Source organism: Vibrio chagasii (assembly GCA_041879415.1).
Classification (GTDB): Bacteria; Pseudomonadota; Gammaproteobacteria; order Enterobacterales; family Vibrionaceae; genus Vibrio.
The window spans coordinates 1,137,060-1,158,355 of sequence record CP090851.1; the positions used below are offsets into that span (position 1 = coordinate 1,137,060).

General features: G+C 52.2%; 6 protein-coding genes. 2 read left to right on the plus strand and 4 right to left on the minus strand.

Annotation, left to right across the window (positions count from 1 at the left end; all coding sequences use genetic code 11):
• Positions 1 to 195: 195 nt before the first annotated feature.
• The gene (locus tag L0991_04980) at positions 196 to 16,893 is read left to right on the plus strand and encodes a tandem-95 repeat protein (protein ID XGB63422.1); all 16,698 of its coding nucleotides are present in this window, start codon (positions 196 to 198) and stop codon (positions 16,891 to 16,893) included.
• Positions 16,894 to 16,947: 54 nt separating this feature from the next.
• On the opposite strand, the gene L0991_04985 is transcribed toward L0991_04980, so the two are convergent.
• Together L0991_04985 and L0991_04990 are read right to left on the minus strand one after the other, a co-directional pair.
• A complete protein-coding gene (locus L0991_04985; GenBank protein ID XGB63423.1) occupies positions 16,948 to 18,141 on the minus strand; it encodes a class I SAM-dependent methyltransferase in 1,194 nt (397 codons plus the stop codon).
• Positions 18,142 to 18,291: 150 nt separating this feature from the next.
• Positions 18,292 to 19,695, minus strand: a complete 1,404-nt coding sequence (locus L0991_04990; GenBank protein ID XGB63424.1) for a methyl-accepting chemotaxis protein — start codon at positions 19,693 to 19,695, stop codon at positions 18,292 to 18,294.
• An 88-nt stretch (positions 19,696 to 19,783) separates the two neighbouring features.
• Between L0991_04990 and yccX the strand changes: the two genes are divergently transcribed.
• A complete protein-coding gene (gene yccX / locus L0991_04995) occupies positions 19,784 to 20,071 on the plus strand; it encodes an acylphosphatase (protein XGB63425.1) in 288 nt (95 codons plus the stop codon).
• A 44-nt stretch (positions 20,072 to 20,115) separates the two neighbouring features.
• On the opposite strand, the gene L0991_05000 is transcribed toward yccX, so the two are convergent.
• Together L0991_05000 and L0991_05005 are read right to left on the minus strand one after the other, a co-directional pair.
• Positions 20,116 to 20,445, minus strand: coding sequence for a TusE/DsrC/DsvC family sulfur relay protein (locus tag L0991_05000; protein ID XGB63426.1), 330 nt, complete (start codon positions 20,443 to 20,445; stop codon positions 20,116 to 20,118).
• A 160-nt stretch (positions 20,446 to 20,605) separates the two neighbouring features.
• Positions 20,606 to 21,271, minus strand: coding sequence for a Bax inhibitor-1/YccA family protein (locus tag L0991_05005; GenBank protein XGB63427.1), 666 nt, complete (start codon positions 21,269 to 21,271; stop codon positions 20,606 to 20,608).
• Positions 21,272 to 21,296: the final 25 nt, after the last annotated feature.

Below are 21,296 nucleotides of genomic sequence, written 5' to 3' on the forward strand. Positions count from 1 at the left end.
AACTTATATTGATGTTTTAAGCACCTAAATTGTCACTTGCTGTGATCATTGTCATTACCTTACATCTAAGGTTGTTAAATAATAGATTCATAACTATGAATGATATGATTTTAGGTGTTATATTTTAACTAATATTATAAAAAAGATGTCACTATTTTGACGTTAACAGCAAAAGATGGGTTTTTAGGGGTTAATATGGACATTACAACATTGAATCTAGGCGGTGCATTGGCACTTGGTCAGCGCATCGTTATTTCAATAGATGGTACGATTAAAGTCCTAGAACAAGGCGAGCCACTTCAGGCGGGAGATGTCATTCTTGAATCTCTAAATGAATCAAATAGCCCTGACGTATCCGCGAAGCGCTTCTCACCAGAAGACGGTGAGGTTGAACTAGACCAAGATATTGCGAACATTTTTGAGGCTCTAGAAGAAGGCCAAGATCCCGCTGAACTAGGTGAAGAATTTGCAACTGCTGCCGGTCAAAATGGTTCAAGTTTAGGTACCAGTGGCACCATTGAGCGAGATGGCGAAGAAACTATCCCTGATACCGAATTCGTCACTGAAGGCTTTGAGGCTTTGGGCATGTCTCGTACCCAAAGTTTAAGTCTTCTTGATGCCTATCGCTCTATCTCAGAATCTTCAACTCAATCAAATAGCGCCCCTCTATTTACAGATTCCAACAATGTCGTTGTCGGAGATACTGTTTCTTTCACAACGGATGAAGATACCCCTGTAAGCGGTACATTAAGTGCTTCTGACGACGATAATGACGCTCTTACGTTTAGCTTGTCACAATCTCCCGACAATGGCTCCGTTCTTTTAAACAGTGACGGAAGCTGGACTTACACTCCAAACGACGACTTCAATGGTGATGATAGTTTCTCTGTTGTGGTATCCGATGGCCAAGGTGGTACTGACACGATCACCGTAAATGTTGGTGTTAACCCAACGAACGATACGCCAATCATCACAGACGCCAATGGTAATCCACTTGGCAATAGTGTATCTGCAATTACCGACGAAGATACTCCAGTTAGCGGAAGCCTATCCGCATCAGACACTGATGGTGATTCATTAAACTTCTCTAAAGGCACCGATCCATCCAACGGCACCGTCGTCGTAGATGAAGACGGTAATTGGACCTACGCACCAAATGAAAACTACAACGGAAGCGATAGCTTCACTGTTGTTGTCACCGACGGAAACGGCGGCACAGATACTATTACTGTGAATGTTGGGGTGTTGCCTGTTGATGACGCGCCGGAAATCACAGTGACAGCGAACGACTTCACAGAAGACGCTGGCGCAGCAGTGGGCGATGTAGCGGGCACGTACGTGACGTCTGACGAAGAAGGCGATGCGGTAACCGTGACGTTCACGCCGGGCACAAACAGCAACAACCACTACGAGTTGGTTGGCGGCCAAGTGGTGCTGACGCAAGCGGGTGTAGATGCGATCAATGCGGGTGAAGACTTAGATACCATCGCTCTGACGGTGACTCAGAACGACGACAGCAGCCTGACAGGCACAGGCAGCGACACCCCAGTGGTGACGGACGTGAATGACGCGCCGGAAATCACAGTGACAGCGAACGACTTCACAGAAGACGCTGGCGCAGCAGTGGGCGATGTAGCGGGCACGTACGTGACGTCTGACGAAGAAGGCGATGCGGTAACCGTGACGTTCACGCCGGGCACAAACAGCAACAACCACTACGAGTTGGTTGGCGGCCAAGTGGTGCTGACGCAAGCGGGTGTAGATGCGATCAATGCGGGTGAAGACTTAGATACCATCGCTCTGACGGTGACTCAGAACGACGACAGCAGCCTGACAGGCACAGGCAGCGACACCCCAGTGGTGACGGACGTGAATGACGCGCCGGAAATCACAGTGACAGCGAACGACTTCACAGAAGACGCTGGCGCAGCAGTGGGCGATGTAGCGGGCACGTACGTGACGTCTGACGAAGAAGGCGATGCGGTAACCGTGACGTTCACGCCGGGCACAAACAGCAACAACCACTACGAGTTGGTTGGCGGCCAAGTGGTGCTGACGCAAGCGGGTGTAGATGCGATCAATGCGGGTGAAGACTTAGATACCATCGCTCTGACGGTGACTCAGAACGACGACAGCAGCCTGACAGGCACAGGCAGCGACACCCCAGTGGTGACGGACGTGAATGACGCGCCGGAAATCACAGTGACAGCGAACGACTTCACAGAAGACGCTGGCGCAGCAGTGGGCGATGTAGCGGGCACGTACGTGACGTCTGACGAAGAAGGCGATGCGGTAACCGTGACGTTCACGCCGGGCACAAACAGCAACAACCACTACGAGTTGGTTGGCGGCCAAGTGGTGCTGACGCAAGCGGGTGTAGATGCGATCAATGCGGGTGAAGACTTAGATACCATCGCTCTGACGGTGACTCAGAACGACGACAGCAGCCTGACAGGCACAGGCAGCGACACCCCAGTGGTGACGGACGTGAATGACGCGCCGGAAATCACAGTGACAGCGAACGACTTCACAGAAGACGCTGGCGCAGCAGTGGGCGATGTAGCGGGCACGTACGTGACGTCTGACGAAGAAGGCGATGCGGTAACCGTGACGTTCACGCCGGGCACAAACAGCAACAACCACTACGAGTTGGTTGGCGGCCAAGTGGTGCTGACGCAAGCGGGTGTAGATGCGATCAATGCGGGTGAAGACTTAGATACCATCGCTCTGACGGTGACTCAGAACGACGACAGCAGCCTGACAGGCACAGGCAGCGACACCCCAGTGGTGACGGACGTGAATGACGCGCCGGAAATCACAGTGACAGCGAACGACTTCACAGAAGACGCTGGCGCAGCAGTGGGCGATGTAGCGGGCACGTACGTGACGTCTGACGAAGAAGGCGATGCGGTAACCGTGACGTTCACGCCGGGCACAAACAGCAACAACCACTACGAGTTGGTTGGCGGCCAAGTGGTGCTGACGCAAGCGGGTGTAGATGCGATCAATGCGGGTGAAGACTTAGATACCATCGCTCTGACGGTGACTCAGAACGACGACAGCAGCCTGACAGGCACAGGCAGCGACACCCCAGTGGTGACGGACGTGAATGACGCGCCGGAAATCACAGTGACAGCGAACGACTTCACAGAAGACGCTGGCGCAGCAGTGGGCGATGTAGCGGGCACGTACGTGACGTCTGACGAAGAAGGCGATGCGGTAACCGTGACGTTCACGCCGGGCACAAACAGCAACAACCACTACGAGTTGGTTGGCGGCCAAGTGGTGCTGACGCAAGCGGGTGTAGATGCGATCAATGCGGGTGAAGACTTAGATACCATCGCTCTGACGGTGACTCAGAACGACGACAGCAGCCTGACAGGCACAGGCAGCGACACCCCAGTGGTGACGGACGTGAATGACGCGCCGGAAATCACAGTGACAGCGAACGACTTCACAGAAGACGCTGGCGCAGCAGTGGGCGATGTAGCGGGCACGTACGTGACGTCTGACGAAGAAGGCGATGCGGTAACCGTGACGTTCACGCCGGGCACAAACAGCAACAACCACTACGAGTTGGTTGGCGGCCAAGTGGTGCTGACGCAAGCGGGTGTAGATGCGATCAATGCGGGTGAAGACTTAGATACCATCGCTCTGACGGTGACTCAGAACGACGACAGCAGCCTGACAGGCACAGGCAGCGACACCCCAGTGGTGACGGACGTGAATGACGCGCCGGAAATCACAGTGACAGCGAACGACTTCACAGAAGACGCTGGCGCAGCAGTGGGCGATGTAGCGGGCACGTACGTGACGTCTGACGAAGAAGGCGATGCGGTAACCGTGACGTTCACGCCGGGCACAAACAGCAACAACCACTACGAGTTGGTTGGCGGCCAAGTGGTGCTGACGCAAGCGGGTGTAGATGCGATCAATGCGGGTGAAGACTTAGATACCATCGCTCTGACGGTGACTCAGAACGACGACAGCAGCCTGACAGGCACAGGCAGCGACACCCCAGTGGTGACGGACGTGAATGACGCGCCGGAAATCACAGTGACAGCGAACGACTTCACAGAAGACGCTGGCGCAGCAGTGGGCGATGTAGCGGGCACGTACGTGACGTCTGACGAAGAAGGCGATGCGGTAACCGTGACGTTCACGCCGGGCACAAACAGCAACAACCACTACGAGTTGGTTGGCGGCCAAGTGGTGCTGACGCAAGCGGGTGTAGATGCGATCAATGCGGGTGAAGACTTAGATACCATCGCTCTGACGGTGACTCAGAACGACGACAGCAGCCTGACAGGCACAGGCAGCGACACCCCAGTGGTGACGGACGTGAATGACGCGCCGGAAATCACAGTGACAGCGAACGACTTCACAGAAGACGCTGGCGCAGCAGTGGGCGATGTAGCGGGCACGTACGTGACGTCTGACGAAGAAGGCGATGCGGTAACCGTGACGTTCACGCCGGGCACAAACAGCAACAACCACTACGAGTTGGTTGGCGGCCAAGTGGTGCTGACGCAAGCGGGTGTAGATGCGATCAATGCGGGTGAAGACTTAGATACCATCGCTCTGACGGTGACTCAGAACGACGACAGCAGCCTGACAGGCACAGGCAGCGACACCCCAGTGGTGACGGACGTGAATGACGCGCCGGAAATCACAGTGACAGCGAACGACTTCACAGAAGACGCTGGCGCAGCAGTGGGCGATGTAGCGGGCACGTACGTGACGTCTGACGAAGAAGGCGATGCGGTAACCGTGACGTTCACGCCGGGCACAAACAGCAACAACCACTACGAGTTGGTTGGCGGCCAAGTGGTGCTGACGCAAGCGGGTGTAGATGCGATCAATGCGGGTGAAGACTTAGATACCATCGCTCTGACGGTGACTCAGAACGACGACAGCAGCCTGACAGGCACAGGCAGCGACACCCCAGTGGTGACGGACGTGAATGACGCGCCGGAAATCACAGTGACAGCGAACGACTTCACAGAAGACGCTGGCGCAGCAGTGGGCGATGTAGCGGGCACGTACGTGACGTCTGACGAAGAAGGCGATGCGGTAACCGTGACGTTCACGCCGGGCACAAACAGCAACAACCACTACGAGTTGGTTGGCGGCCAAGTGGTGCTGACGCAAGCGGGTGTAGATGCGATCAATGCGGGTGAAGACTTAGATACCATCGCTCTGACGGTGACTCAGAACGACGACAGCAGCCTGACAGGCACAGGCAGCGACACCCCAGTGGTGACGGACGTGAATGACGCGCCGGAAATCACAGTGACAGCGAACGACTTCACAGAAGACGCTGGCGCAGCAGTGGGCGATGTAGCGGGCACGTACGTGACGTCTGACGAAGAAGGCGATGCGGTAACCGTGACGTTCACGCCGGGCACAAACAGCAACAACCACTACGAGTTGGTTGGCGGCCAAGTGGTGCTGACGCAAGCGGGTGTAGATGCGATCAATGCGGGTGAAGACTTAGATACCATCGCTCTGACGGTGACTCAGAACGACGACAGCAGCCTGACAGGCACAGGCAGCGACACCCCAGTGGTGACGGACGTGAATGACGCGCCGGAAATCACAGTGACAGCGAACGACTTCACAGAAGACGCTGGCGCAGCAGTGGGCGATGTAGCGGGCACGTACGTGACGTCTGACGAAGAAGGCGATGCGGTAACCGTGACGTTCACGCCGGGCACAAACAGCAACAACCACTACGAGTTGGTTGGCGGCCAAGTGGTGCTGACGCAAGCGGGTGTAGATGCGATCAATGCGGGTGAAGACTTAGATACCATCGCTCTGACGGTGACTCAGAACGACGACAGCAGCCTGACAGGCACAGGCAGCGACACCCCAGTGGTGACGGACGTGAATGACGCGCCGGAAATCACAGTGACAGCGAACGACTTCACAGAAGACGCTGGCGCAGCAGTGGGCGATGTAGCGGGCACGTACGTGACGTCTGACGAAGAAGGCGATGCGGTAACCGTGACGTTCACGCCGGGCACAAACAGCAACAACCACTACGAGTTGGTTGGCGGCCAAGTGGTGCTGACGCAAGCGGGTGTAGATGCGATCAATGCGGGTGAAGACTTAGATACCATCGCTCTGACGGTGACTCAGAACGACGACAGCAGCCTGACAGGCACAGGCAGCGACACCCCAGTGGTGACGGACGTGAATGACGCGCCGGAAATCACAGTGACAGCGAACGACTTCACAGAAGACGCTGGCGCAGCAGTGGGCGATGTAGCGGGCACGTACGTGACGTCTGACGAAGAAGGCGATGCGGTAACCGTGACGTTCACGCCGGGCACAAACAGCAACAACCACTACGAGTTGGTTGGCGGCCAAGTGGTGCTGACGCAAGCGGGTGTAGATGCGATCAATGCGGGTGAAGACTTAGATACCATCGCTCTGACGGTGACTCAGAACGACGACAGCAGCCTGACAGGCACAGGCAGCGACACCCCAGTGGTGACGGACGTGAATGACGCGCCGGAAATCACAGTGACAGCGAACGACTTCACAGAAGACGCTGGCGCAGCAGTGGGCGATGTAGCGGGCACGTACGTGACGTCTGACGAAGAAGGCGATGCGGTAACCGTGACGTTCACGCCGGGCACAAACAGCAACAACCACTACGAGTTGGTTGGCGGCCAAGTGGTGCTGACGCAAGCGGGTGTAGATGCGATCAATGCGGGTGAAGACTTAGATACCATCGCTCTGACGGTGACTCAGAACGACGACAGCAGCCTGACAGGCACAGGCAGCGACACCCCAGTGGTGACGGACGTGAATGACGCGCCGGAAATCACAGTGACAGCGAACGACTTCACAGAAGACGCTGGCGCAGCAGTGGGCGATGTAGCGGGCACGTACGTGACGTCTGACGAAGAAGGCGATGCGGTAACCGTGACGTTCACGCCGGGCACAAACAGCAACAACCACTACGAGTTGGTTGGCGGCCAAGTGGTGCTGACGCAAGCGGGTGTAGATGCGATCAATGCGGGTGAAGACTTAGATACCATCGCTCTGACGGTGACTCAGAACGACGACAGCAGCCTGACAGGCACAGGCAGCGACACCCCAGTGGTGACGGACGTGAATGACGCGCCGGAAATCACAGTGACAGCGAACGACTTCACAGAAGACGCTGGCGCAGCAGTGGGCGATGTAGCGGGCACGTACGTGACGTCTGACGAAGAAGGCGATGCGGTAACCGTGACGTTCACGCCGGGCACAAACAGCAACAACCACTACGAGTTGGTTGGCGGCCAAGTGGTGCTGACGCAAGCGGGTGTAGATGCGATCAATGCGGGTGAAGACTTAGATACCATCGCTCTGACGGTGACTCAGAACGACGACAGCAGCCTGACAGGCACAGGCAGCGACACCCCAGTGGTGACGGACGTGAATGACGCGCCGGAAATCACAGTGACAGCGAACGACTTCACAGAAGACGCTGGCGCAGCAGTGGGCGATGTAGCGGGCACGTACGTGACGTCTGACGAAGAAGGCGATGCGGTAACCGTGACGTTCACGCCGGGCACAAACAGCAACAACCACTACGAGTTGGTTGGCGGCCAAGTGGTGCTGACGCAAGCGGGTGTAGATGCGATCAATGCGGGTGAAGACTTAGATACCATCGCTCTGACGGTGACTCAGAACGACGACAGCAGCCTGACAGGCACAGGCAGCGACACCCCAGTGGTGACGGACGTGAATGACGCGCCGGAAATCACAGTGACAGCGAACGACTTCACAGAAGACGCTGGCGCAGCAGTGGGCGATGTAGCGGGCACGTACGTGACGTCTGACGAAGAAGGCGATGCGGTAACCGTGACGTTCACGCCGGGCACAAACAGCAACAACCACTACGAGTTGGTTGGCGGCCAAGTGGTGCTGACGCAAGCGGGTGTAGATGCGATCAATGCGGGTGAAGACTTAGATACCATCGCTCTGACGGTGACTCAGAACGACGACAGCAGCCTGACAGGCACAGGCAGCGACACCCCAGTGGTGACGGACGTGAATGACGCGCCGGAAATCACAGTGACAGCGAACGACTTCACAGAAGACGCTGGCGCAGCAGTGGGCGATGTAGCGGGCACGTACGTGACGTCTGACGAAGAAGGCGATGCGGTAACCGTGACGTTCACGCCGGGCACAAACAGCAACAACCACTACGAGTTGGTTGGCGGCCAAGTGGTGCTGACGCAAGCGGGTGTAGATGCGATCAATGCGGGTGAAGACTTAGATACCATCGCTCTGACGGTGACTCAGAACGACGACAGCAGCCTGACAGGCACAGGCAGCGACACCCCAGTGGTGACGGACGTGAATGACGCGCCGGAAATCACAGTGACAGCGAACGACTTCACAGAAGACGCTGGCGCAGCAGTGGGCGATGTAGCGGGCACGTACGTGACGTCTGACGAAGAAGGCGATGCGGTAACCGTGACGTTCACGCCGGGCACAAACAGCAACAACCACTACGAGTTGGTTGGCGGCCAAGTGGTGCTGACGCAAGCGGGTGTAGATGCGATCAATGCGGGTGAAGACTTAGATACCATCGCTCTGACGGTGACTCAGAACGACGACAGCAGCCTGACAGGCACAGGCAGCGACACCCCAGTGGTGACGGACGTGAATGACGCGCCGGAAATCACAGTGACAGCGAACGACTTCACAGAAGACGCTGGCGCAGCAGTGGGCGATGTAGCGGGCACGTACGTGACGTCTGACGAAGAAGGCGATGCGGTAACCGTGACGTTCACGCCGGGCACAAACAGCAACAACCACTACGAGTTGGTTGGCGGCCAAGTGGTGCTGACGCAAGCGGGTGTAGATGCGATCAATGCGGGTGAAGACTTAGATACCATCGCTCTGACGGTGACTCAGAACGACGACAGCAGCCTGACAGGCACAGGCAGCGACACCCCAGTGGTGACGGACGTGAATGACGCGCCGGAAATCACAGTGACAGCGAACGACTTCACAGAAGACGCTGGCGCAGCAGTGGGCGATGTAGCGGGCACGTACGTGACGTCTGACGAAGAAGGCGATGCGGTAACCGTGACGTTCACGCCGGGCACAAACAGCAACAACCACTACGAGTTGGTTGGCGGCCAAGTGGTGCTGACGCAAGCGGGTGTAGATGCGATCAATGCGGGTGAAGACTTAGATACCATCGCTCTGACGGTGACTCAGAACGACGACAGCAGCCTGACAGGCACAGGCAGCGACACCCCAGTGGTGACGGACGTGAATGACGCGCCGGAAATCACAGTGACAGCGAACGACTTCACAGAAGACGCTGGCGCAGCAGTGGGCGATGTAGCGGGCACGTACGTGACGTCTGACGAAGAAGGCGATGCGGTAACCGTGACGTTCACGCCGGGCACAAACAGCAACAACCACTACGAGTTGGTTGGCGGCCAAGTGGTGCTGACGCAAGCGGGTGTAGATGCGATCAATGCGGGTGAAGACTTAGATACCATCGCTCTGACGGTGACTCAGAACGACGACAGCAGCCTGACAGGCACAGGCAGCGACACCCCAGTGGTGACGGACGTGAATGACGCGCCGGAAATCACAGTGACAGCGAACGACTTCACAGAAGACGCTGGCGCAGCAGTGGGCGATGTAGCGGGCACGTACGTGACGTCTGACGAAGAAGGCGATGCGGTAACCGTGACGTTCACGCCGGGCACAAACAGCAACAACCACTACGAGTTGGTTGGCGGCCAAGTGGTGCTGACGCAAGCGGGTGTAGATGCGATCAATGCGGGTGAAGACTTAGATACCATCGCTCTGACGGTGACTCAGAACGACGACAGCAGCCTGACAGGCACAGGCAGCGACACCCCAGTGGTGACGGACGTGAATGACGCGCCGGAAATCACAGTGACAGCGAACGACTTCACAGAAGACGCTGGCGCAGCAGTGGGCGATGTAGCGGGCACGTACGTGACGTCTGACGAAGAAGGCGATGCGGTAACCGTGACGTTCACGCCGGGCACAAACAGCAACAACCACTACGAGTTGGTTGGCGGCCAAGTGGTGCTGACGCAAGCGGGTGTAGATGCGATCAATGCGGGTGAAGACTTAGATACCATCGCTCTGACGGTGACTCAGAACGACGACAGCAGCCTGACAGGCACAGGCAGCGACACCCCAGTGGTGACGGACGTGAATGACGCGCCGGAAATCACAGTGACAGCGAACGACTTCACAGAAGACGCTGGCGCAGCAGTGGGCGATGTAGCGGGCACGTACGTGACGTCTGACGAAGAAGGCGATGCGGTAACCGTGACGTTCACGCCGGGCACAAACAGCAACAACCACTACGAGTTGGTTGGCGGCCAAGTGGTGCTGACGCAAGCGGGTGTAGATGCGATCAATGCGGGTGAAGACTTAGATACCATCGCTCTGACGGTGACTCAGAACGACGACAGCAGCCTGACAGGCACAGGCAGCGACACCCCAGTGGTGACGGACGTGAATGACGCGCCGGAAATCACAGTGACAGCGAACGACTTCACAGAAGACGCTGGCGCAGCAGTGGGCGATGTAGCGGGCACGTACGTGACGTCTGACGAAGAAGGCGATGCGGTAACCGTGACGTTCACGCCGGGCACAAACAGCAACAACCACTACGAGTTGGTTGGCGGCCAAGTGGTGCTGACGCAAGCGGGTGTAGATGCGATCAATGCGGGTGAAGACTTAGATACCATCGCTCTGACGGTGACTCAGAACGACGACAGCAGCCTGACAGGCACAGGCAGCGACACCCCAGTGGTGACGGACGTGAATGACGCGCCGGAAATCACAGTGACAGCGAACGACTTCACAGAAGACGCTGGCGCAGCAGTGGGCGATGTAGCGGGCACGTACGTGACGTCTGACGAAGAAGGCGATGCGGTAACCGTGACGTTCACGCCGGGCACAAACAGCAACAACCACTACGAGTTGGTTGGCGGCCAAGTGGTGCTGACGCAAGCGGGTGTAGATGCGATCAATGCGGGTGAAGACTTAGATACCATCGCTCTGACGGTGACTCAGAACGACGACAGCAGCCTGACAGGCACAGGCAGCGACACCCCAGTGGTGACGGACGTGAATGACGCGCCGGAAATCACAGTGACAGCGAACGACTTCACAGAAGACGCTGGCGCAGCAGTGGGCGATGTAGCGGGCACGTACGTGACGTCTGACGAAGAAGGCGATGCGGTAACCGTGACGTTCACGCCGGGCACAAACAGCAACAACCACTACGAGTTGGTTGGCGGCCAAGTGGTGCTGACGCAAGCGGGTGTAGATGCGATCAATGCGGGTGAAGACTTAGATACCATCGCTCTGACGGTGACTCAGAACGACGACAGCAGCCTGACAGGCACAGGCAGCGACACCCCAGTGGTGACGGACGTGAATGACGCGCCGGAAATCACAGTGACAGCGAACGACTTCACAGAAGACGCTGGCGCAGCAGTGGGCGATGTAGCGGGCACGTACGTGACGTCTGACGAAGAAGGCGATGCGGTAACCGTGACGTTCACGCCGGGCACAAACAGCAACAACCACTACGAGTTGGTTGGCGGCCAAGTGGTGCTGACGCAAGCGGGTGTAGATGCGATCAATGCGGGTGAAGACTTAGATACCATCGCTCTGACGGTGACTCAGAACGACGACAGCAGCCTGACAGGCACAGGCAGCGACACCCCAGTGGTGACGGACGTGAATGACGCGCCGGAAATCACAGTGACAGCGAACGACTTCACAGAAGACGCTGGCGCAGCAGTGGGCGATGTAGCGGGCACGTACGTGACGTCTGACGAAGAAGGCGATGCGGTAACCGTGACGTTCACGCCGGGCACAAACAGCAACAACCACTACGAGTTGGTTGGCGGCCAAGTGGTGCTGACGCAAGCGGGTGTAGATGCGATCAATGCGGGTGAAGACTTAGATACCATCGCTCTGACGGTGACTCAGAACGACGACAGCAGCCTGACAGGCACAGGCAGCGACACCCCAGTGGTGACGGACGTGAATGACGCGCCGGAAATCACAGTGACAGCGAACGACTTCACAGAAGACGCTGGCGCAGCAGTGGGCGATGTAGCGGGCACGTACGTGACGTCTGACGAAGAAGGCGATGCGGTAACCGTGACGTTCACGCCGGGCACAAACAGCAACAACCACTACGAGTTGGTTGGCGGCCAAGTGGTGCTGACGCAAGCGGGTGTAGATGCGATCAATGCGGGTGAAGACTTAGATACCATCGCTCTGACGGTGACTCAGAACGACGACAGCAGCCTGACAGGCACAGGCAGCGACACCCCAGTGGTGACGGACGTGAATGACGCGCCGGAAATCACAGTGACAGCGAACGACTTCACAGAAGACGCTGGCGCAGCAGTGGGCGATGTAGCGGGCACGTACGTGACGTCTGACGAAGAAGGCGATGCGGTAACCGTGACGTTCACGCCGGGCACAAACAGCAACAACCACTACGAGTTGGTTGGCGGCCAAGTGGTGCTGACGCAAGCGGGTGTAGATGCGATCAATGCGGGTGAAGACTTAGATACCATCGCTCTGACGGTGACTCAGAACGACGACAGCAGCCTGACAGGCACAGGCAGCGACACCCCAGTGGTGACGGACGTGAATGACGCGCCGGAAATCACAGTGACAGCGAACGACTTCACAGAAGACGCTGGCGCAGCAGTGGGCGATGTAGCGGGCACGTACGTGACGTCTGACGAAGAAGGCGATGCGGTAACCGTGACGTTCACGCCGGGCACAAACAGCAACAACCACTACGAGTTGGTTGGCGGCCAAGTGGTGCTGACGCAAGCGGGTGTAGATGCGATCAATGCGGGTGAAGACTTAGATACCATCGCTCTGACGGTGACTCAGAACGACGACAGCAGCCTGACAGGCACAGGCAGCGACACCCCAGTGGTGACGGACGTGAATGACGCGCCGGAAATCACAGTGACAGCGAACGACTTCACAGAAGACGCTGGCGCAGCAGTGGGCGATGTAGCGGGCACGTACGTGACGTCTGACGAAGAAGGCGATGCGGTAACCGTGACGTTCACGCCGGGCACAAACAGCAACAACCACTACGAGTTGGTTGGCGGCCAAGTGGTGCTGACGCAAGCGGGTGTAGATGCGATCAATGCGGGTGAAGACTTAGATACCATCGCTCTGACGGTGACTCAGAACGACGACAGCAGCCTGACAGGCACAGGCAGCGACACCCCAGTGGTGACGGACGTGAATGACGCGCCGGAAGCCGACGATTTCACTGAAACCACAACTAACAGTTCAACAACAGTCTATTTCGCGCCACATACTAGCGACGAAGAAGATGACGCCGCTGGCATTGAAACTTCGGTAATTGTCGAGAGTGAACCTATTTTCGGCACTTTGTATGAAGTAGCAGATGATGGTACTAAAACAGAAGTTGTGATTGGTCAAGAGTATGGCGATGCTGATAATTTTGAATATGTCGTAGATTCAGATATTGCTGAGCAGCTTAGCTTTAGTGCAGCTGATCTTGCTTCTGATATTGACACATCAAACGGAAGTACATCGATTTCTTATTTTAACGATCTGATTTCGATTTCTGTTGGTACATACACCGGAAATTCACCTGTTGGTAACGATGTTGTGAGTAACCCTGGTGTTTATCTGAACTATGACGGCAGTGGTGTTGAAGATGGTTTTGGTGTTTCTACCAACAAGAGCGGTCGTAGTGAGTTAGATGTAACGTCTAAAGAGTTTATTTCTGTCGACTTTGGGAATAGTGGTGCGGAAATTTTGTCTGCTAATCTAGGTTTCGGTAGCGTTTATGGGAACTACTTTGCTGGTAGTACAGCTGACGGCGAAATTAATGTAGTAGCTCTGGACTCTGCTGGTAACGTGGTTGGTACGTTTAACTTCAATACCGAAAATAATTCCAATTCTGGAAACGAGTATACGTTATCCATTGATTCTAGCGGTAATGCCACTGTTAATGTCTCGATTCCTGATGGTAATGGTGGGTTTATTCCGTTTACTGAACTAAGAGTTTTCACAACTCAAGATGGATCATCAAACCCTAATAGAAATTCAAATATTACCTTTAAAGGCGTTGACGTAGTTGATGCAAAAGTTACAGAGACCATTGATTACAAAGCAGAAGATTCTAGTGACTTAGAGAGTTCAACAGCGCAAGTTACGATTGAGACGGAATCTATCGTGAAACCTTCTCCTGAAGTGACAAGTGTCTCGCGTGATGTTTCTGAAGACGTTAGCGCGACACAGTCTGTTACGGGGAATATAGATATACTCTATGCTGACAGTATTACTTTGCAGGAACCTTCTGAAAGCTATACATCAAATGGACATGGTATTACTTGGATTTCTTCGAACGCCGGGCAAACGCTTGTCGGTAGTGCCAATGGTTCAGTAGTTGTAACTGCGACTATCGATGATGCCGGTAACTATGACTTAAGTTTGAGTGGACCCGTTGATCATTTGGATGGCAATACACCGCTAGACCAAATGTCGATTGATATTGGAGTAGTTGCTTCGAACAGCAATGGCAGTCAAACCGGCACCATATCATTGTCTATTGCCGACGATACTCCAATTGCACAGCCAATAATTAATGATTTGCAGCCTTCGGCTAAGGCGGGAGCAAACGTACAGCTTATTTTAGATGTATCTGGTTCGATGGCTTGGGATTCAGTAACTGGTAGTTCGACGGTTACTAATGAGTCTCGTCTATCCATTATGCAAGATGCGGCAAAGCAGTTACTTAGCGAGTACCAAAGCTTAGGTGTTACACAGGTACAAATAGTCACATTCTCAGGTAGTTCTGATGCGCAAAGTGGAGCGAGCGGTACGAGTTGGATGTCTGTAAAAGAAGCTATTGACTTGATAGATAATTTGGCTGCTGGCGGTGCAACTTATTACGACACTGCTATTGATGCGGCTATGGATCACTGGGGTGACACTGGAAAGGTTGATGGCAATCCTTCAAACATAACTTATTTCTTGTCAGACGGTGCACCAAACTCCGGCGGTAGCCTAACAGATTCTGAAAAATCGAGTTGGGAGAGCTTTGTAGAGTCCAATGACATTACAGCACTTGCTTACGGTATGGGTGAAGCCGTGCCAATCACTTACCTAGAGGATATAGCGTACAATGGTGCTACCGATAGCGAGATCGGAGCGGTAGTGGTTCCTGACATTACTCAGCTTCCTCCTATTATTTTGCAATCTGTTGTCGATCCTATATCCGGTCAAGTGGTTAATGATGGTAGCAATGGCTCCATAAGCGGTTTCGGTGCAGATGGCGGCTACGTATCTGAAGTTACCTTTGGTGGTGTGACGGTTAGTTATAATGGTACCGGAGCCTCTGTTTCTGGTTTTGATTCTGGTGTGAGTACAGCGATAGATGGAAGCCAAGTTTCTATATTTATCGATAATAGTCACACATTGGTTTTGGATATGGCCACAGGCTCTTACCAATTCTTTGCTGCAGTAGTGGACTCAGATATTTCGTTAGATTTCGATTATCAGTTGTCAGATAACGATGGGGACACTAGTAGCAGTAGCATGACTTTCAATATAAAAGCTCCGGTGATGGAAGCTAATGACGATGATGAGTCTACTACGGAACTGGTTCCGGTGTTGATTGATGTATTGGCCAATGACTACAACCCACATGCTTTGACATCGATTTTGACTCTATCAAGCGTAACATTGCTAAATCCTGCGCTTGGCCAAGTATCAATCGTTGATGGACAAGTATTGTTCGTACCTAATGTTAATGCTAACGCCGGTGATGTCGTTGAAATTTCATACACTGCAACGGATAAAAATGGAAATAGTGACAGTGCTACTATGTCGGTTTCGATAACAGCGCATAGCGGTAACACAATATCTGACGGACACGGCATAAATGCGGTTTATATGCCACAAGGGACTGTTTCAAGTAATCATGGCGACAATTGGCAAAGCCAGCCAGAACCTTCTATAACGGTTAATGGCGTAAAAGTTGAACGAGGGCAACAAACCCCTCAACTTGCCGATGACTCAGATTTAATAGTAACAGGTGGTGATAATGATCATGTTGAAGGTGGCGATTTCAATGACATTATTCACTTAGGTGATAGTGGCAGTAATGCGGCATTTGATGTTCAAGACGCTGTAGAGTTTGTCGAGGCAGATGTTTCTCAAATCTATCAAGGGGATACTGAAGACGGTACGCTAGAGTCTCCTTATGTAGCACCGAGTTGGGCTGATGTCGGTCAAGGAGGTTCTGGTAATGATGTGATTTTGGGTGAAGCCGGCATCGATCTGATATCAGGTGGTTCTGGTGACGACTATTTAGATGGTGGTTCTGAAAATGATTATATTCGAGCTGGTAGTGGCAGGGATATTGTTATTGGTGGAGCAGGCGACGATCACTTGAGAGGTGAAGGTGATGACGACATTCTTATTGGTGGTATTGGCGATGATATCTTAACAGGGGATGACGGTGACGATTTGTTCCAGTGGGTTGATCAGCCATTCCAGAATGATGTCGATACAATAACTGATTTTACTCTCGATGAAGACCACTTAGATATTTCTCAGTTATTACCGAATGAGAATACGATGAGTGACCTGTTAGAACATATTGTTATTGAAAAGGCTTCTGGAAACGATTTGGTTATTACGATTTCAGAATCAGCAGGTCATACAGGAGATACACAAACGATTGTCCTTGATGGTGCAGCGAACCAAGTTTCTGGCTTGAGCTCAGGAGAGGTGACGGGGCAACAATTGAACGACCTAATGAACCAGTTGTTCAAACAGTTACCAGACCAATAATAAAAAAGGGCCGAAAGGCCCTTTTTATCAATTGGTTATTTAAAGCTAGATAGCTTAAAGCACCTTACAAGCAAAACCTTTTAGGTAGAAACCTTCTGGGTAGGCCGTGTCTGTTAGATGGTCAGCTGCTTGCTCGAAGCGCTCGACGAACTTAACGGTTCTGCCTGCATCAATCGCTGCGTCTGCGATGATTTTTTGGAATAGGTCTGTACCCATTAAGCCAGAGCAAGAGTAGGTGAGTAGCGTGCCGCCTGGTTTTAGGATCTGCATCGCTAGCATGTTTACATCTTTATAGCCGTTTGCACCTGACGTTAGGTTGTTCTTACTTGAAACAAACTTTGGTGGGTCCATGATAACAACGTCAAATTTAGTACCTTGGTCACGGTACTCACGCAGTAGCTTGAAAACGTCGGCATTAAGGAACACGGCACGCTTCTTGGAAATATCAAACTCGTTAAGTTCAGCATTGAATTTCGCTGTATCAAGTGCGAGTTGAGATACGTCAGCGTTGATAACACGCTTGGCGTCGCCTTTAAGTGCGTAAAGGCCAAAACCGCCAGTGTATGAGAAACAGTTAAGGACATCTTTGCCTTTTACGTATTTCATAGACTCTTTACGGCTGTCGCGCTGGTCCATGTAGAAGCCTGTTTTGTGGCCTTCCATGATATTTACGCTGATCTTAACGCCATTCTCTTCAATGACGATAGATTTTGGTGGCTCTTTACCGTGAAGAACGCCAACTACCTGTTCTAAGCCTTCTTTCTTACGAACCGCCACATCAGAGCGCTCGTAAATGTTGCAGTCTGGGAAGCATTCGATTAGAGCTTCTACCAATACGCTTTTGTTGAATTCAGCACCTGCGCTGAGAAGTTGGCAAACCAAGTAGTCTTGATACTTATCGATGGTGATACCTGGTAAGCCGTCTGATTCCGCAGCGGTCAGGCGGTAACCCGTTAGGCCATCACGTTCAATGATGTCTTCACGTAATGATTGTGCGTCTTGAATTCGTTTTACGAAGAACGCTTTGTTGATTTCTTCTTTTTCAAATGTCCAAACACGTGCTCGAATTTGAGAAGATGGTGAGTAAGCAGCCTTCGCTAACCACTGACCATTGTGAGCATATACGTCTACCGTTTCACCCTGTTTTGGCTCGCCCTCGACTTTATCGATACCGCGTGAAAATACCCATGGGTGTTTACGGCGTAATGATTTGTCACGGCCTTTCGCTAGATGAATAGAAGGAGTCATAATTTACTCTGTTTGTTGAATTTGAAGGAGGGGTATTGTCGGGGAAGTGCAGGTGAAAAGCAAATAAGAAAGGGCTGCGTGAGCAGCCCTTGTCATGATTTTAATCAGTTAGATAGCAATATTCGAAATACTGCCTTTGAAAGACCAAGATTATGCCTTAAGGCCTGTCAATAACCCTTCCATCGTGTCACTTTGCTTACGAAGCTGGTCAACATTAGAATTACTCTTGCTGATCATTTCACAGATGCTATCAGATTGGTGACGAATCTCTTCGACGCTCTGTGCAATGTTATCAGCAACAACACCTTGCTCTTCAGCTGCCGTCGCGATTTGAGTACTGCTATCAGAAATTGATTGATTCTTTTCAGCGAGCGAACCGATCTCAACATTCACTTCAGACATCAATGTTTGTCCTTCATTTGCGTTGTTAACCGTCACTTCCATCAGCTTTGTCAACGACTGACTGTTACGTTGTAATGATTCAATCATGCTTTGGATCTCAACCGTTGCTTGTTGAGTTCGACCGGCAAGTGCACGAACTTCATCGGCAACAACCGCAAAACCGCGGCCTTGTTCACCCGCACGAGCAGCCTCGATAGCGGCGTTTAATGCAAGTAGGTTGGTCTGCTCTGAAATACCATTGATGGTTGTCACGACTTCATCAATTTGCGCTGCGTTTGCGTCCAGCTCTTCAACGGCTTGTGATGCAGATTGAATCTCTTGAGATAGGTTAGAGATAGATTCCAGCGTGTTTGAAACCTTAACTTGGCCACTTTGTGCAACACCACGAGCATCCATAGTTTGTGAACTCGATGCGTGAGCTAGGGTTGCTACCTCACGAATTGTCGCAGCCATTTGCTCTGTAGCGCTTGCTAAGCTGTTCAAGTGTTCTTGCTGATTGCCTGAAATATCTGAGCTTTGTTGTGTCGACTGATTTAGGTCAGAACTGATTTGCTGCATGAGCGCTACAGACTCTTGAATCGAAAGCACCATGTTTTGCTCACGTTCCGCAACTTTGTCGATAGTAATTGCGATTTCGCTAAACTCATCACGGACAGGGAAATAGTTCATACGACAAGTTAGGTCACCATTCGCGAGTGTGCTCAGTGCTTTGTTCATAGAGAACATTGCTCCGCCAATGAAAGTCATGATGTAGTAAACACCAAGTGCAATCAAAGTTAGAGTTACCGCAATGATCGATATCTGTGTCGCTGAGAGCGCAGACCATAGGTTTTGGTCGTGGTTAGCAACCAAGCTAAATGCACCATTCATAACTGAAACAGAGCCTACGCCATAACCAAGGGAGATAGTTTCGGAGCTATTAACCAGTTGAGCAACTTGTTCCTTGGTGAGTTGACCAGCTTCGATAAGCCCCTTCATTAAGAGTAATTCTTCTTGATAAAGGTGGGCCAGTAATGAATCCGCTGCACTATCTAAAACGAGAGTTAATATAACAAGAGCGAGAAGAGGTAATAAAAAGAGGAGATAGAACTTTTCTTGGATTTTTAGGTGAATGAGATATTTATCAATCCAACGAAATGGGATTTCTTTCATAATCGTTATACTCGAAGTAAGTCCACCAATAAGCGGTGAATGAATAGAGTCTCAACTATATCATTCATGCAATTTATGAGGCAACGTTATGAAAAATTCACAATCTATATTTGTCGTATCAGGCGTAGTTCAGTGTGTCGGCTTTCGATATTACACCAGTCGACAAGCTCAGAAGTTAGCCATTTCAGGGTACGCTAAGAACCTAAATGATGGTCGAGTTGAAGTGTTGGCTGTTGGCGAAAGTGGCCAGGTAGACAAGCTATACCAATGGTTGCAAGTAGGTCCTGCCAGCGCATCGGTAGACAGTGTGGTTAAGCAAAGGTTGGGAGAAGATGAAAAGCGCAATGTGCGTATCGGGGAGTTTCAAATACTGTAGCTAACTGACTACAGTATTTGATTGAGCTAGTCAGTAATCTGTTGTTACAGACACTTTGCTGGCTTAGGTAAGCCTGCAAGTTTAGTCGCTTGTTTCGCTGGGCCTTTTTTGAATAATTTGAACAGGTATTTACTGTTGCCTTTTTCAGGACCGTGGGCTTTTTCCATCGCTTTAACAAGCATGCGAACCGCAGGGGATGTGTTGAACTCTTCGTAAAAGCTCCTTACAAAATGCACGACTTCTAGGTGTGCTTCCGTAAGCTCAATGGCTTCGTCTTGTGCAAGAATTTCAATCATACCTTCTTCCCATTGTGTGTAATCCAATAGGTAGCCTTGAGCGTCGGTTTCGATTTGCTTGCCGTTATATTCAAACATGTTTAGTCCAGAATCCAATTAACTATTTGGATAGGGTACATGACCAAGTTTACCTTTCTCAATAGATATCGTAGTGATCTTGATAAATATTGATCCTATAGATACAAAAAAGCCCAAGAGATGGGCTCTTGGGCTAGATATTCTTCAATTAGGCGAGTGATTAGTCGTCGCTGCCCATGATGCCTAGGATGCTTAGTAGGCTGATGAAGATGTTGTAGATCGATACGTATAGGCTAACTGTCGCTGAGATGTAGTTAGTTTCACCGCCACGGATGATGTTTTGCGTTGTTAGCAAAATAACACCAGTCGAGAACAGGATGAACATACCGCTCATTGCTAATGACAGAATTGGCATTTGTAGGAAGATATTTGCAACCATACCTACAAGTAGCACGACGAAACCTGCTAGCAGCATACCGTTTAGGAAAGATAGGTCACGCTTAGTAGTAAGAGCGTAAGCCGATGCACCCATGAATGCTAATGCCGTGCCGCCTAGAGCAGTTAGGATAACATCACCCATGCCTGCGCCAACGTACATGTTTAAGATTGGACCGATGGTGTAGCCTAGGAAACCTGTAAACAGGAACGTAAAGACTAGACCCATGCTGTTGTCACGGTTCTTTTCTGTTAGGAAAAGTAGGCCGTAGAAACCAACTAGCATCATGATAAGACCAGGACGAGGAAGGTTCATCGCCATAGATACGCCTGCTACAACAGCAGACCAAAGTAGTGTCATAGACAGTAGTGCGTAGGTATTACGCAACACTTTATTGGTTTGCAGAGCACTTTCTTGAGATGCTGTGCGTGAAAACATAGGGCTGTTCATAATCTTCCTCGTAAGGTGACTTCAA